Origin of the sequence: Neisseria weixii, assembly GCF_042658245.1 — a bacterium.
Lineage (GTDB): Bacteria > Pseudomonadota > Gammaproteobacteria > Burkholderiales > Neisseriaceae > Neisseria > Neisseria weixii.
Window position 1 is genome coordinate 1 of the sequence record NZ_JBHSPY010000014.1, and the last position, 15,483, is coordinate 15,483.

The window sequence follows — 15,483 nt, forward strand, 5'->3', positions numbered from 1 at the left end:
GCGGTGGCCGCGGATGTAACGGGTCTTTTGCCGGTTGGGCAGTTGTCCGACGGGCTGCCAATCGGGCAGCCGGTTAATTTTGAGCAACGGGCAGCTGTCGGTATGTTTACCCGTCATGATTCGGGCTTGTTGGTGGAAGAAGCTGCTCATAAAAAAAACTCCTCTGAATTCTTTAGGGGGAATTTAGGGGAGTTTTGGGGTTTTTGCAAAGGTCTCAAGCCGTCTGAAAAGGAATGCTTTCAGACGGCCTTGGTTATTGCTGCTTCTATTAACCTTTAGCTTCATGTTAAGATTACTCAAGTTTTTTTAACCTTACAGCATGTATCATGAACTATACCGAATCTGCGATTGAGCAAAAATTTATCCAAAAACTGATTGACTTAAAATATACGCACCGCCCCGATATTAAAGATAAACAAACATTGGAACAAAATTTCCGCGAGAAATTTGAAAAGCTCAACCGCGTGCGTTTGACCGACAGCGAATTTGAACGCTTGAAGCTGGAAATCATCACCCCTGATGTTTTTGCTGCCGCCAAAATTCTGCGTCAAACCAATACTTTTATTCGTGAAGATGAGACACCGCTCAATTACACGCTGGTCAATATCAAAGACTGGTGCAAAAACGATTACGAAGTCATCAGCCAACTGCGTATCAATACCGGGAACAGTCATCACCGTTATGATGTGATTTTGCTGATTAACGGCATTCCTGTGGTGCAGGTTGAACTCAAAACCCTGCAAATCCCGCCGAAAAAAGCCATTGAGCAAATCATTGAATACAAAAACGATACAGGCAACGGCTACGGCAACAGCCTGCTGTGTTTTATGCAGCTTTTTATTGTCAGCAATGAAAGCAGTACCTACTATTTTGCCAACAATCAAAACAAACATTTTGCTTTTGCTGCGGATGAACGCTTTTTGCCTGTGTACCGTTTTGCAGATGAAGCCAACCGTAAAATCAACCATTTGAGCGATTTTGCCGATAAATTTCTGGAAAAATGTACTTTGGGCAGAATGATCAGCCGTTATATGGTCTTGGTGGCAAGTGAACAGAAACTGTTGGTGATGCGTCCGTATCAGATTTATGCCGTCAAAGCGATTGTGGACTGTATTCGCGAAAATCGTGGCAACGGCTATATTTGGCATACCACAGGTTCGGGTAAAACATTGACTTCATTTAAAGCTTCTACTTTGCTCAAAGATAATCCCGATATTGACAAATGCCTGTTTGTGGTGGATAGAAAAGACCTTGACCGTCAAACCCGGGAAGAATTTAACCGCTTTCAGCAAGGTTGCGTAGAAGAAAACACCCATACGCATACTTTGGTAAACCGCTTGTTGTCTGATGATTACGCCGATAAAGTGATTGTAACCACTATTCAGAAATTGGGCTTGGCACTCAAAGAAAATGGGGCATACCGAACCCAATTAGGCAGCCTGAAAAACAAACGTATGGTATTTATTTTTGATGAGTGTCACCGCAGTCAGTTTGGTGAAAATCATCAGGCGATTAAAAACTTTTTCCCTAATGCCCAACTGTTTGGATTTACGGGAACGCCGATTTTTGAAGAAAACGCCAGCTATAAACGCATTGATGGCACTGATGCTTTTTATCAAACCACCGAAGATATTTTTCAACAGCAGCTTCACGCCTACACCATTACCAACGCCATTGATGACGGTAATGTATTGAAATTCCACATTGATTATTACAAAGCAGAGGGTAATTCGAGTGTGCCGGTGAATCATCCTGTAACTAAGCAAGCAATTGTGGATTCCATTTTAAGCAAACACGATGCTGCCACAGACAGTCGCCGTTTTAATGCCCTTTTTGCTACTGCCTCCATCAATGATGCGGTGGAATATCAGCGTATCTTTAAACAAACGCAGGCAAAATGGCAGGCGGACAACCCTGATTTTATACCGCTTAATATCGCTTGCGTTTTTTCTCCGCCTGCCGAAGGCAATAAAGATATTGCCCAAATTCAGGCAGATCTACCACAGGAAGAGCAGGACAACCAAAGCGATCCGAACGGCAAAAAAGCTGCATTAAAAGCCATTATTGATGACTACAACTGGCAATACCACACCAATCACAGCATCAATGAATTTGACTTGTATTATCAGGATATTCAAAAACGAATTAAAGACCATCAGTATCCCGACAAAGATTATCCGCACCAAGACAAAATTGATATCACTATTGTGGTAGATATGCTGCTGACAGGCTTTGACAGTAAATACCTGAACACGCTGTATGTAGATAAAAACCTGAAATATCACGGTTTGATTCAGGCATTTTCTCGCACCAACCGTGTTTTGAACTCAGCCAAACCCTATGGCAATATTTTGGATTTTCGTGGACAGCAAGCACAAGTAGATGAAGCCATCAAACGCTTTTCGGGGCAAGATCAAGAGCGTGCCAAAGAAATCTGGATTGTTGACCCTGCTGAAATCGTGATAGACAAACTACAAAATGCAATGACACGACTGCAAAATTTTATGTCTTCACAAAGCTTGGCGTGTGAGCCATCTGAAGCCTACAACTTAAAAGGCGACACGGCACGTGCTAGTTTTATCAATTTATTCAAGGACATACAACGCTATAAAACTCAGCTTGGGCAATACACCGATTTAAGCGAAAAACAGCAGCAAATCATTGAAAGTATTTTGCCGAATGATACTCAACGTGCCTTTAAAGGCGTGTATCTGGATATGGCACAGCAAATCAAATCGCAAATGGCTGGGCAAAAAGCACCGCTTGCACCTGAATTGGAGCAACTGGATTTTGAATTTGTGCTGTTTTCATCAACGATAATTGATTATGACTACATTATGAAGTTGATTGCCGACAACAGTAGCAAGCCAAGAAAACAGCAAATGAGCCGTAATCAGCTGGTTGAACTGATTGCTGCCAGCAGCGATTTAATGGAAGAAAAAGATGACATCATTGCCTATATTGACAGCTTGAAAGTAGGCGAAGCTTTGAGTGAAAAAGAAGTCAAAGCAGGTTATCAGGCATTCAGGCAGGCAAAAAATAATGAAAAACTAACCGCTCTTTCACAAAAACACGGCATTGCAGGCGAAGCCCTATCCGCTTTTATTGATGAAATTCTTACCCGAATGATTTTTGACGGCGAAAAACTTACTGACCTGCTCGAACCGTTGGAGTTAAGCTGGAAAGACCGCCGTGTCAAAGAACTGGCATTGATGGAAGATCTTGTCCCTTTGCTTAAAAATATGGCAAAAGGCAAAGAAATTTCAGGCTTGAAAGCCTATGAATAACACTTTTCTCAAAATAACGGACATGCTTATTTTGAGAAAAGCGATTTTCTCAAAATAACAAACTTCCTTATTTTGAGAAAAAGCGTTTTCTCAAAATAAGAGCTTGTGTTATTCTAGGAAAAACTCAAAGTTTTGAGGCAGTACGATGACATCAACACAAAAAATAGAAAACTTTATCGCTGGGCAATGGCAAAACCGCTATCAATACAAAAGTTTTGAGCCAACCCATATCAACACCTCTTGGATATGGGAAGAACCCAAAATCAACATGATGCTCGAGCGGGCAACCAAAGCACTGGGCGAGCTGAATGCCTTTTCTCTGATTGTGCCGGATATAGATCTATTTATTCAGATGCATATTACGAAAGAAGCACAAACATCAAGCAAAATTGAAGGTACACAAACCCAGCTTGATGAAGCTTTAATGCCAGAAGAACAGATCTTGCCTGAAAAAAGAGACGATTGGCGAGAGGTGCAAAACTACATCAAAGCAATGAACCAAGCCGTAGACAGCTTGAAAAGACTTCCCTTATCCAACCGCTTACTGAAAGAAACACACCATACGCTAATGAGTGGTGTAAGAGGCAGAGAAAAATTACCGGGGGAATTTCGCAGCAGTCAAAACTGGATTGGCGGTTCTAGCCTGATGGATGCGGCATTCATTCCACCACATTATGACAATGTTGCGGAATTGATGGGGGATTTGGAATTATTTTGGCACAACGATGAAATTTTTGTTCCTCATCTTATCCGTATTGCGATTAGCCATTATCAATTTGAAACAATTCACCCGTTTTTAGATGGTAATGGGCGTGTTGGGCGGTTGCTGATTCCATTGTATTTAATCAGTCATAGCGTACTGGAAAAACCTTCTTTCTATATTTCTGATTTTTTTGAACGCAACCGAGCCAGTTATTACGATGCTTTGATGGCAGTACGTCTGCGTAATGATTTATTACACTGGGTGCTGTTCTTTTTAAACGGCGTAGAAGAAACAGCCAAAAAAGGCTGCCAGACATTCCGTCAAATTTTGGCATTGCAACAAGAAATGCAGGCAGCAGTAATGACAATGGGCAAGCGGGCAGAAACAGCGGATAATCTGTTAAAGTTGCTTTATACCCAACCTGTGCAAACGGCACAAAGTATAGAGCAAAGTTTAGGCATATCACCCTCTACGGCAAATACATTACTCAAAGAATTTGAAAAAGCAGGCATCTTACAGGAAATGACGGGTAACAAACGTAGTCGCATGTACGCAATGACACGTTATTTGGATATTTTCTAACCAATTAAAGAGTATAGACAAATGAACAAACAAGAAGACAGCCACAAAATTATGCCCAAATTGCGTTTTCCTGAGTTTCAGATGGCATCGGGGTGGGAAAAGCAAAGATTAGGTACATTAGGTATTTTTATCAGAGGATTAACTTACTCTGCATCTGATATCTCAAATGAGGGATTGCTAGTCTTACGTTCAAGTAATATACAGAATAATCAATTGGTTTTAAATAAAGATTTAGTGTATGTAAGAAAGGAATGTGAAACCAACTTGCTTCTAAAAACAGGAGATGTTGTTATATGTATGTCTAATGGAAGTAAGGCTTTAGTAGGAAAGAATGCTGAATATAAAGGTAATTATTTAGAGAGTATAACAGTTGGTGCATTTTGTTCAATTTTTAGATCTTATTCTACATTTCCAAAATATTTATTAAAAACCGATGACTATGAAAAATTTGTATCTCTTTCAATCGGTGGGGGAAATATTAACAATTTAAAAAATAGTTTATTGGAAAACTATGTTGTAGCAATCCCAACTTCCCCAGAAGAACAACAAAAAATCGCCGATTGCTTGTCTTCACTTGATGAACTGATTGAATTGCAGGAACAAAAACTTGCCGCCTTAAAACAGCATAAAAAAGGCTTGATGCAGCAGCTGTTCCCAAGCCACAATGACCTGCAAGCAAGCAAGCAAGCAAGCAAGCAAGCAAGCAAGCAAGCAAGCAAGCAAGCAAGCAAGCAAGCAAGCAAGCAAGCAAGCAGTAGTGTATCCGAAACTGAGATTTCCGCAATTTAAGAATTGTAAAGGTTGGGAGGTTGTTGAGTTGGGTAGTTTATTTGATAAAAATATCAAAAATGAAAAAATTGACTTTTTTAATAAAGATAAAGTCTTGACAGTCAAATTACATACGCTTGGTATTGTCAAGAATGAAAGAACAGACACATTGACTGGCGGAGCTAATTATTTTTATCGTAAAGCAGGGGATTTTATTTTTTCAAAAATTGATTTTCTAAATGGAGCTTTTGGAATAATCCCTAAAGAATTAGATGGATTTTGCTCTTCTTCCGATATACCAGCATTTTCATTTAAGCCAGAAAGTAATGCAACATTCTTTATGTATTGGTTAGAAGCAAATTACATTGACTTTAAGATAGAAAGAACAGGAACAAGTAATACATTGAAAAGAATTTCACCCAATAAATTATTTGCAATAGAGTTGCCGACACCATCTCCCGAAGAACAACAAGCCATCGCTGATTGCCTGTCATCATTAGATAGCCTAATCAGCGAACAAAACCAGCATATAGGCAGCCTGAAAGCCCACAAAAAAGGCTTAATGCAGCAGTTGTTTCCAACGCTGCAATAAACAAGCGGTGAAATTTGGGGAAAAATTTTCAAAAACACAAAAAATAGCAATGTCTAAGAATAACGAACAAAAAGATGATCCGTTTAAGGATTTAGCCGATTTAAATGATTTGGCAACACGATTGAGAAAACAACAATCCAAATGCCAGTTGATTTTTGCCCATAACGGCATGGGAAAAACCCGCTTATCAATGGCATTTAAAGATCTTGGCAGGCAGAGCGTTCAACGGGATACTCTGTATTTTAATGCATTTACTGAGGATTTGTTCTTTTGGGATAATGATTTGGAAAACGATACTGACCGAGTATTGGTATTAAACGATTCATCCCGCTTTTTTGACGGTATTTGGGAGCTGGAACTGGATACTCGAATCCGCCCATTGTTGCAAAAATATGTGGATTTTGATTTTAGAATCAGCAAAGAAAGCCGTAAAGAAAACATAGAGCGTTGGGAAGTTGCTTTTTTCCGTCCTGAAAATCCTGATGACAATATCAAGGTTTCACGTGGTGAAGAACATATTTTTATTTGGTGTTTTTTCTTGGCAATCTTGCAATTGAGCTTGGATAAACAAGAAGGATCGCCATATCAATGGGTCAAATATGTTTATATTGATGACCCGATTTCATCACTGGACGATAATTATGCGGTATCAGTGGCGCACAATTTAGCTGCGATGCTGAAAAGTTATAAAACAGAAAATTACGATGCAAAAAAAGATATTCAGTTTGTGATTTCAACTCATCACGGCTTATTTTTTAATGTATTGTGTAATGAATTGAATAAAGCACCTAGATATTTGTTGTCAAAAAACAATTCTGACCAATACACTTTCCTGAAATTGGAAGGTGATACTGCTAGCCTGTATCATGTTGCAATGCTGAAAGTATTAAAAGATACATTGGATAATAATGAGCCGATATATCCATATCATTTCAACATTTTACGAAATATTATGGAGAAAACAGCAAATTTTCACGGTTTTGCAGGGTTTAAAAAATGTATTCAGCTTAAAGATGCTGATTATGAACGCCTGATCCCAGTATTAAATCACGGAGGTTACTCTGTTTTTGAACCCAAAGAAATGTTGCCTGATAATAAAGAAAAATTTAAAACCGTTTTAAAAACTTTGTTGGAAACTTATCCTTTTCATTCAGACTTAATACCCAATTCATTTAGAGAAACACACCAATGACCCAAGAACAACTCAACCAATTAGGCAAAACCCTATGGGCAATTGCCGACCAGCTTCGTGGTGCGATGAATGCCGATGATTTCCGTGACTATATGCTGTCATTTTTATTTTTACGCTACTTATCCGACAATTACGAACTTGCTGCTCAAAAAGAGCTGGGTAGAGATTATCCAAAGTCTGTCGAAGAAAATGGACGCACGCCGCTTGCCGTGTGGTATGACGAAAATGCCGATTTTGTTGCCGATTTTGAAAAACAGATGCGCCGCAAAGTGCATTATGTCATCAAGCCTGAATTTTTATGGGGCAACATTGCTGAGTTGGCACGCATTCAAAGCAATGAACTGCTTGATACTTTGCAAAAGGGTTTTAAATATATCGAGAATGAATCTTTTGAAAGCACTTTTGGCGGACTGTTTTCCGAAATCAATCTCAATTCGGAAAAACTCGGCAAAAATTATGACGAACGAAATACCAAATTAGTTGAAATCGTGAAACGTATTGCCGAGGGTATCAGCGAATTTTCCACTGGCAGCGATACATTGGGCGATGCCTATGAATATTTGATTGCTCAATTTGCGTCAGGCTCAGGCAAAAAAGCAGGTGAGTTTTATACGCCGCAGCAGGTTTCCACCATTTTATCCCGCATTGTTACGCTGGACAGCCAAAACCCAGCCGGCGGCAGCAAAATAAAACTGGATAACGTGCTGGATTTCGCCTGCGGTTCAGGTTCGCTGCTGTTAAATGTACGCCATCAAATGGCACAAAACAACGGGCATATCGGCAAAATTTACGGGCAGGAAAAAAACATCACCACTTACAATTTGGCTCGCATGAATATGCTGCTGCACGGCGTAAAAGATACGGAATTTACCATTCACCACGGCGATTCTTTGCTCAATGATTGGGAAATATTGAACGAAACCAATCCTGCCAATAAATTGACCTTTGATGCTGTGGTTGCCAATCCGCCGTTCAGCTACCGCTGGGAACCCAAGGAAGAGTTAGCAAATGATTTCCGCTTTAAAAATTATGGGCTGGCACCAAAATCAGCAGCGGATTTTGCTTTTTTACTGCACGGCTTCCACTTTTTAAGCGACAACGGCACCATGGCGATTATCCTGCCGCACGGCGTATTGTTCCGCAGCGGCGCAGAAGAAAAAATCCGCAAAAAACTGCTCAAAGACGGGCATATTGATACGGTCATCGGGCTGCCTGCCAACCTGTTTTATTCCACAGGCATTCCAGTCTGTATTTTGGTATTGAAAAAATGCAAAAAAGAAGACGATGTCTTGTTTATCAATGCCGCTGATGCCTTTGAAAAAGGCAAACGGCAAAACCGCTTGAATGATGAACATATTGATAAAATTGTGGATTACTACCAATACCGCAAAGAAGAACAAGGCTACGCCAGACGGGTTCCTATACAGGAAATTGACGAAAACGACGGCAATTTGAATATTGCCCGTTATGTCAGCAATGTTGCCGCCGAACCTGAAATTGATTTAATCGCCAATCACCAAAACCTAATGACATTGGACGAAAAAATCAAAACAGCAACCGAAAAACATAATGCGTTTTTGAAGGAATTAGGATTGCCGCTTTTGCCTTGAATACTTTAAATATGACGTCTGAACGTATATTGCCGAATTAAAAAAGGCCGTCTGAAAGGAAATACTTCAGACGGCCTTGATTATTAACTTTTAGAAAATTTCGTACACGAAGAAAATCAGCGTGTGGAGGATAAACAATGGTGACAGGATACCGAACGACCACAACATGTAGCCAAAGAAGCTCGGCATTTTCACGCCGCGTTGTTCGGCGATGGCTTTGACCATGAAGTTTGGCGCGTTACCGATGTAGGTGAGGGCACCCATGAATACCGAACCCATCGAAATCGCGAGCAAGGTGTGGAACAGCGGGCCGGTCATCAGAGATTGCGCGTCGCCGCCGGCCATGTTGAAAAACACGAGATAGGTCGGGGCGTTGTCCAAGAAGGCCGATAATAGGCCGGTCATCCAGAAATACATGGTGTTGAGCGGCTCGCCCGCCGCGTTGTGCACCATCGATACCACGCCGCGCAATGCGCCGTTTTCACTGGCTTTCAAAATCGCCAATACCGGTGCAATGGTAATGAAAATGCCCGCAAACAGTTTACCCACTTCGGCAATCGGTTCCCAGTTGAATTCATTACCGGAACGCACTTGTTTCGGTGTGATGAGCAATGAAATCACTGCTAAAGACAGCAGAATCAAATCGCGCACCAAGTTTGGCAATAAGTAATGGCTGCCGAAGATTTCAAAGCCGGGATGATCCGGTTTCCAAATGCCCGACATCAAAACGGCACCCACTACGCCCAACAGCAAAATGAAATTCACTTTACCAAAAATTTGCAGCTTGCTGTCCGGTGAGGGATCATGCGGCACGATTTCGTCATCTTTTAAATACAGGTGGCGGTCGAGAAAGTAGAACACGGTCAGCAGAATCACTACGCTGATGAGCACCGGCGGCAACATGTGTATGACCGTCCACATAAAGTCAACGCCCTTCAAGAAGCCCAAGAACAAAGGCGGGTCACCCAATGGGGTCAGGCCGCCGCCGATGTTGGCCACCAAGAAGATAAAGAATACGACCACGTGTACTTTATGTTTGCGGTTGTCATTGGCTTTCAACAGAGGGCGAATCAGCAGCATGGCTGCGCCGGTGGTACCCATCACTGATGCCAAGGCGGTGCCGATGGCGAGCAGGATGGTATTGAGTTTGGCCGAACCGTGCAAGTTGCCCCATACTAAAATGCCGCCCGAAATGGTGTACAGCGCAAAAAGCAGCAGAATAAACGGAATGTATTCTTCCACCATGGCATGTGCCACCACTTGAATACCGGCGGTGAAGCCGAAATAAAGCACGAACGGAACCAAAAAAAGTACCGTCCAAAAAGCGGTGATTTTACCGAAATGATGATGCCAAATTTTCGGCATCATTAAAGGACCTAAAGCGATGGAGAGCAGAATGGCTGCGAAGGGCAAACCCCAAAGCAGACTCAGCGAGTCGCCGCTGAAGTTGGCGGCTTGTGCAAACGCCGGCATCATCAGCATAGGCAGGGAGAAAAGAGGCAGGCGCATATGTTTCCTTTTTCTTATCGTGGTAAAACTTCAGGCCGTCTGAACATCACGACACTGCACGTTAAGCTTCAAGCTTGTTGCAAACGATTGTAAAGGAAAATAGTGCCAGAAACTAGACTAAAGTATTAGTGCGAATCAAATAAATATACCGAAAATTTTTTGTGAAATTGCCCAATTCTTTTGGCATAGAGAGAAAAATTCTTTAAAACAGCAGTTTAATGAAATGTTAACTATATAATAAAATACTATCAGAAAATATTGTTAAATTGCTTTTAACACTTTTTTGCAAGGATTCGACAATAAGGCCGTCGGAGAACAGGCTGATTTTATGCTTCCGGCAAGCGAATCATCCAGATGGCCACGCAGACGCAAAAGGTGGAAGAAGCCGCGCCTATCCACCAGCGTTCAGGAAACTGCCAAAATAAAAACAGACAGGAAAACGTCATCATACCCACGGCCAATATTTTTGCTTTACGCGGCACTGCGCGGTTGCGCTCCCAGTTTTGTACCATCGGGCCGAAATAGCGATGCTGGTGCAGCCAGCGGTGAAAGCGCGGAGAGGCTTTTGCCCAGCACGCCGCCGCCAGTAAGACAAAAGGCGTGGTCGGCAAAACGGGCAGAAAAATACCGAGCACGCCCAAGGCCAAAGCCAGTGCGCCGCAAAGCCAATAAATATAACGGATGATCATGAGGTTTATTCAGATTGATGAAACGGGCAGCGCGGAATATCCAATCGATTCCAGCCTTCTTGGCCCATGTTTTCCAGTAGCGCGATATTACGCTCAAAAATTGCCGTCGCATCGGGAAAGGCTTCGGCTGCTTTAGCGATACTGTCTTCTCGAATCAGATGCAGTGTCGGGTAAGGTGACCGGTTGGTGTAGTTGCTGATGTCGTCGGCTTCGGTATCGGCAAACTGGAAATCAGGGTGAAACGGCGCAATCTGAATCACGCCTTCCAATCGGTTATCCGCGACTGCTTCATCGGCGATGTCGAGCATATCGTTAAACAGCAGAAAATCGCCGAATAAGGCCGGATGCACCAATAAAGTGGTTTCCAATTCTTCGGCCGAAGTATTGCCCAAACGTTGTAATTCACGGTCTAAATCTTCTAAGAAACCGTCTAAATGTTTGGCTTCGCTGACCACAATACGTACGCGGTCTTTGACATATGGCGCTTTGGCAAAAGGGCAGAGGTTTAAACCAATCACGGCTTTTTCCAGCCATTGTTTGGTGTGCTTGATAACGGTTTCGGTGCTTGGCGTGTTCATTAGATGGAGATGGTGTTTATAAGAGTAATTCTCAATTATAGCAAATAACAAGGCCGTCTGAACGAGTTTCAGACGGCCTTGTTATATTGGCGCAAAGATTAATCTTGCTGCAAATGCGACAGCGGCAGGGCAGTGGTGTTTTTAATTTCTTTCAACACAAAGCTCGATTGCGCGTCTTGCACGCCGTGGTGTGACAACAATGTATCCAGCACAAAATGCGAGAAAGAATTCATATCGGTGAAAAACGCGTGCAACAGATAATCGGTTTCACCGGTCAGCGCAAAGCAGCTCAATACTTCCGGCCAGTTTTGCACCGCTTGCGAGAAATCGTCACGCGCATCAGCCGCTTTGCTGATGGAGACGCGGATAAACGCCTGCAAGCCCAGTTCGACGGAAACCGGCGACAACAATGCGGCGTATTTGCGGATGATGCCGGCATCTTCCAATTGTTTCAGACGGCGTAAACACGGAGAAGGAGAGAGGGCGACACGTTCGGAAAGCTCGACATTGGTCAAGCGGCCGTTTTCCTGCAAAACCTGCAAAATTTTAAGGTCTGTTTTATCCAGAGTGATTTGACCCATTAGCTGGTTCCCTTTATGCTTTAGATTATGATGCCGCTTGATTGTTTTGAAACAGAAAACAAAGCGACTGCTGTAATCTTAAGCTAAATAAACTTAACATACAATAGTTCAAGAAAAGAAACTTTTCAAAAATAATCTGTGTTAAAACAGCGTACTTTCGGAAAATTAATTTATCAAACCTATTAATAATCATATTTTGATAGATTGTGTAAAAATAATCCCAAAGAATGCTTGCCCCGGAAAAAGAATCACGCCATAATCAAAAAACGTGCAGGAGAGCGCTGCTGACAACTACAGGCAGCCACCGAAGGCGCAGATGCCCTTAAATCGCTCAGGTAAAAGGACTGCTCGTTGAAATAAAACATCTGGAGAGCGGTACGATGTCACATCATGCCCACCGAAGGGGAGAAGGCCGTCTGAGCCACCATTCAGACATCCGTTGCCAAATGGCACGCAATGAGCAGATTGCGGTCGGAACGACACGGCGCCGAAAATCTCAGGTTCAAGGACAGATAGGGTCATGCGCGCAGATAAAAACAGCAACGTGCGATGACGCTAAAATATACTGGAGAACTTGATATGACTGCCCCCAACATCACCCCTTTTCATCAAAACCACATCGAAGCAGGCGGCAAGCTGGTTGATTTTGCCGGCTGGGAATTGCCTGTGAATTATGGTTCGCAAATCGCCGAACACGAAGCCGTGCGCACTGATGCCGGTATGTTCGACGTATCCCATATGCTGGTTACCGACGTGGCCGGCGAACAAGCCAAAGCCTTTTTCCGCAAATTATTGGCCAATGATGTCGATAAATTAGCCTTTGTCGGCAAAGCCTTATATTCTGCCTTGTTAAACGACCACGGCGGCGTCATTGATGACTTAATCGTCTATCGCATGAACGAAGCCGAAACGCAATACCGCATCGTCTCCAACGGCGCAACCCGCGAAAAAGACAGCGCCCAATTCCAAAAAATCGGCCAAGCATTCGGCGTAAACTTAACGCCGCGCACCGATTTGGCGATGCTGGCGGTGCAAGGTCCGAAAGCAGTTGAGAAATTATTGAGCGTCAAACCGGAATGGGCGGAGCAGGTGAGCGCACTGAAACCATTCCAAGGCCACGATTTCGGCGATGATTGGTTTGTCGCCCGCACCGGCTACACCGGCGAAGACGGCGTGGAAGTGATTTTGCCGGTAAACCAAGCCCCTGAATTTTTCAAAGCCCTGCAGGCGGCAGGTGTGCAGCCTTGCGGTTTGGGCGCACGCGATACCTTGCGCATGGAAGCAGGCATGAATCTTTACGGCAACGATATGGACGACGACACCAGCCCGCTTGAAGCCGGTATGGGCTGGACGGTTGATTTAAAAGATGAAACCCGCGATTTTGTCGGCAAGGCTGCTTTAGTTGCGCTGAAAGAAAAAGGCGTGGCGGTGAAACAAGTCGGCCTGCTGCTGGATAAAGGCGGCGTGTTGCGCGCAGGTATGGAAGTCGTGACCGACAAAGGCAACGGCATCACCACCAGCGGCGTGTTTTCCCCAAGCCTGAAACAATCCATTGCCATCGCCCGCGTACCGAAAGACTTTGACGGCGAAGTGGCTAAAGTGTTGATTCGCGGTAAGGAAGTCGATGTGCGCGTATTGAAACTGCCGTTTGTGCGCAACGGTCAGAAACAGTTTGCCTGACGGCTCGCACGGCTTAGCCTCGTGAGGCCGTCTGAAAGATAATGAACGGTATATATGAAGTGGAACAAAGTATTATTTTTTTTAATGATGTTTCAGCATTCCTGAATTTGGCCGGTTGCGATGCCAAGGATCGCTGCCTGGATCAGGGCGGCAGTTACAGCGAAGCGGCTGGAAAATGTAAAAAATAATGTCGGATTTTAATCTAACCTACTCTTGGAGAACACAAAATGAGCAATATCCCAGCAGAATTGAAATATGTTGCCAGCCACGAATGGCTGCGCACCGAAGCAGACGGCACGGTGACGGTCGGCATTACCCATCACGCGCAAGAATTGTTGGGCGACATAGTGTTTATCGAGTTGCCTGAAGTCGGCGCTAATTTGGCGGCTGAAGAGCAAGCCGGTGTGGTGGAATCGGTGAAAGCCGCATCTGATGTATACGCACCGATTGCCGGTGAAATCGTGGCCGTCAACGATGATTTGCCAAGCGCTCCGGAAACCGCCAACAGCGACCCATACGGCGAAGGCTGGTTCTTTAAAATCAAACCGGCTAATCCGGCCGATCTCGACAGCTTGCTGACTGCCGAGCAATACGCCAACGAAGTCAACTAATCCGCTGTAAAAGGCCGTCTGAAAACGAAACTTCTTTTTCAGACGGCCTGATGTAGGAAATCCTAGCGTTGTTTACACTTTTGCTTTTTTGCTTGAAGACCCATTTTGGGATTTTCGAGTGTTGTCAAGAGTGCCGAAAGGCACGGTAACGCCGCATGGTTCTTGATAATGCTCAACAATCCTAAAACAATCATTTAGGCAAAAAATAAAAGCTGTTTTGCATAAAAAGTGTCAATAACCCGACAATTTTCTACACCTGAGACCTTTGCAAGATTCCTTCAAAAGCCAGCACACATAAAACCGACGTCATTCCCGCGCAGGCGGGAATCCATTTTTAAACATGACAAGCTATTGAATAAAATAGGTTTCTTAAATTCTGAGATGGATTCCCGCCTGCGCGGGAATGACGGCGGTTTTGGTTTTTATTAATGATTCATCAGTTTTGCAAAGGCTTCAGCCTTTGTGCATTAAAGAATCCCCATGACCTACTGCGATTTTGCCAACAGTCTGCCGCCCGATACCGACGACCCGAACAAACATTACCACGACCATCAATACGGTTTTCCGGTTGGCGATGACAATGCTTTGTTTGGCCGATTGATTTTGGAAATCAATCAAGCTGGTTTGAATTGGACATTGATGCTGAAAAAGCAGCAGGCGTTTCATACGGCCTATGCCGGTTTTGACATTGTTAAAGTGGCGGCGTTTGATGAACACGATGTCGAAAGGCTGTTGAACGATGCGGGAATTGTGCGCAACCGTTTGAAAATCAATGCGGTGATTCACAATGCGCGCGCGGTGTTGCATTTGCAGGCCGAATACGGTTCATTCAAAAACTGGCTCGATGCCCATCATCCGCGTGATAAAGCGGCGTGGGTAAAATTGTTTAAGCAGCATTTCAAATTTGCCGGCGGCGAAATTGTCGGCGAATTTTTGATGAGCACCGGTTATTTAAAAGGCGCGCATGACGAGCATTGCCCGATTTATCGGCAAACATTGGCGGCCGGAGCGAAGTGGGCAGAGGCCGTCTGAAAAGGGCGGCGCACACTTTCAGACGGCCCGCCACCATAAATTGGCCGGCTTTCATTGAGACGGAGGTTG

At 43.7% G+C, this 15,483-nt stretch carries 14 protein-coding genes and 2 riboswitches; of the genes, 10 read left to right on the forward strand and 4 right to left on the reverse strand.

Going from position 1 to position 15,483, the window contains the following annotated elements; all coding sequences use genetic code 11:
* Positions 1–326 precede the first annotated feature (326 nt).
* The 6 genes from ACFPVS_RS07990 to ACFPVS_RS08015 all read left to right on the forward strand — a co-directional run bounded on the left by ACFPVS_RS07990 (position 327) and on the right by ACFPVS_RS08015 (position 8,734).
* The gene (locus ACFPVS_RS07990; RefSeq protein WP_378595577.1) at positions 327–3,287 is read left to right on the forward strand and encodes a type I restriction endonuclease subunit R; all 2,961 of its coding nucleotides are present in this window, start codon (positions 327–329) and stop codon (positions 3,285–3,287) included.
* A gap of 145 nt (positions 3,288–3,432) precedes the next feature.
* Positions 3,433–4,572 carry a Fic family protein gene (locus tag ACFPVS_RS07995; protein ID WP_378595579.1) on the forward strand — a complete coding sequence of 380 codons (1,140 nt, stop codon included), beginning with the start codon at positions 3,433–3,435 and terminating at the stop codon, positions 4,570–4,572.
* Positions 4,573–4,593: 21 nt separating this feature from the next.
* Positions 4,594–5,361 carry a restriction endonuclease subunit S gene (locus ACFPVS_RS08000; protein ID WP_378595581.1) on the forward strand — a complete coding sequence of 256 codons (768 nt, stop codon included), beginning with the start codon at positions 4,594–4,596 and terminating at the stop codon, positions 5,359–5,361.
* The gene (locus ACFPVS_RS08005; protein WP_232507569.1) at positions 5,330–5,932 is read left to right on the forward strand and encodes a restriction endonuclease subunit S; all 603 of its coding nucleotides are present in this window, start codon (positions 5,330–5,332) and stop codon (positions 5,930–5,932) included. The genes ACFPVS_RS08000 and ACFPVS_RS08005 overlap by 32 nt, the downstream gene beginning before the upstream one ends.
* A 7-nt stretch (positions 5,933–5,939) precedes the next feature.
* Positions 5,940–7,124, forward strand: coding sequence for an AAA family ATPase (locus tag ACFPVS_RS08010; protein ID WP_378595583.1), 1,185 nt, complete (start codon positions 5,940–5,942; stop codon positions 7,122–7,124).
* Positions 7,121–8,734: a type I restriction-modification system subunit M gene (locus ACFPVS_RS08015; RefSeq protein WP_096294650.1), complete on the forward strand. Its 1,614-nt coding sequence runs from the start codon at positions 7,121–7,123 to the stop codon at positions 8,732–8,734. Before ACFPVS_RS08010 ends, ACFPVS_RS08015 begins: the two co-directional genes overlap by 4 nt.
* 90 nt (positions 8,735–8,824) lie before the next feature.
* On the opposite strand, the gene ACFPVS_RS08020 is transcribed toward ACFPVS_RS08015, so the two are convergent.
* The 4 genes from ACFPVS_RS08020 to ACFPVS_RS08035 all read right to left on the reverse strand — a co-directional run bounded on the left by ACFPVS_RS08020 (position 8,825) and on the right by ACFPVS_RS08035 (position 12,091).
* Positions 8,825–10,243 carry a sodium:proton antiporter gene (locus ACFPVS_RS08020; RefSeq protein ID WP_378595585.1) on the reverse strand — a complete coding sequence of 473 codons (1,419 nt, stop codon included), beginning with the start codon at positions 10,241–10,243 and terminating at the stop codon, positions 8,825–8,827.
* A gap of 326 nt (positions 10,244–10,569) precedes the next feature.
* The gene (locus tag ACFPVS_RS08025; protein ID WP_198345366.1) at positions 10,570–10,929 is read right to left on the reverse strand and encodes a YbaN family protein; all 360 of its coding nucleotides are present in this window, start codon (positions 10,927–10,929) and stop codon (positions 10,570–10,572) included.
* A gap of 8 nt (positions 10,930–10,937) precedes the next feature.
* On the reverse strand, positions 10,938–11,510 hold the full coding sequence (locus ACFPVS_RS08030; RefSeq protein WP_096294652.1) for a DUF1415 domain-containing protein: 573 nt from the start codon (positions 11,508–11,510) through the stop codon (positions 10,938–10,940).
* Between the two features lie 98 nt (positions 11,511–11,608).
* The gene (locus ACFPVS_RS08035; protein WP_096294653.1) at positions 11,609–12,091 is read right to left on the reverse strand and encodes an Lrp/AsnC family transcriptional regulator; all 483 of its coding nucleotides are present in this window, start codon (positions 12,089–12,091) and stop codon (positions 11,609–11,611) included.
* Between the two features lie 261 nt (positions 12,092–12,352).
* Positions 12,353–12,448: riboswitch (glycine riboswitch) on the forward strand.
* Positions 12,449–12,613: riboswitch (glycine riboswitch) on the forward strand.
* A 57-nt stretch (positions 12,614–12,670) separates the two neighbouring features.
* Here ACFPVS_RS08035 and gcvT point away from each other — a divergent pair.
* The 4 genes from gcvT to ACFPVS_RS08055 all read left to right on the forward strand — a co-directional run bounded on the left by gcvT (position 12,671) and on the right by ACFPVS_RS08055 (position 15,414).
* The gene (gcvT, locus tag ACFPVS_RS08040) at positions 12,671–13,771 is read left to right on the forward strand and encodes a glycine cleavage system aminomethyltransferase GcvT (RefSeq protein WP_096294654.1); all 1,101 of its coding nucleotides are present in this window, start codon (positions 12,671–12,673) and stop codon (positions 13,769–13,771) included.
* Between the two features lie 59 nt (positions 13,772–13,830).
* Positions 13,831–13,959, forward strand: coding sequence for a hypothetical protein (locus ACFPVS_RS08045; RefSeq protein WP_269768620.1), 129 nt, complete (start codon positions 13,831–13,833; stop codon positions 13,957–13,959).
* Between the two features lie 39 nt (positions 13,960–13,998).
* A complete protein-coding gene (gene gcvH, locus ACFPVS_RS08050) occupies positions 13,999–14,382 on the forward strand; it encodes a glycine cleavage system protein GcvH (protein WP_096294655.1) in 384 nt (127 codons plus the stop codon).
* Between the two features lie 480 nt (positions 14,383–14,862).
* On the forward strand, positions 14,863–15,414 hold the full coding sequence (locus ACFPVS_RS08055; RefSeq protein WP_096294656.1) for a DNA-3-methyladenine glycosylase I: 552 nt from the start codon (positions 14,863–14,865) through the stop codon (positions 15,412–15,414).
* Positions 15,415–15,483 lie beyond the last annotated feature (69 nt).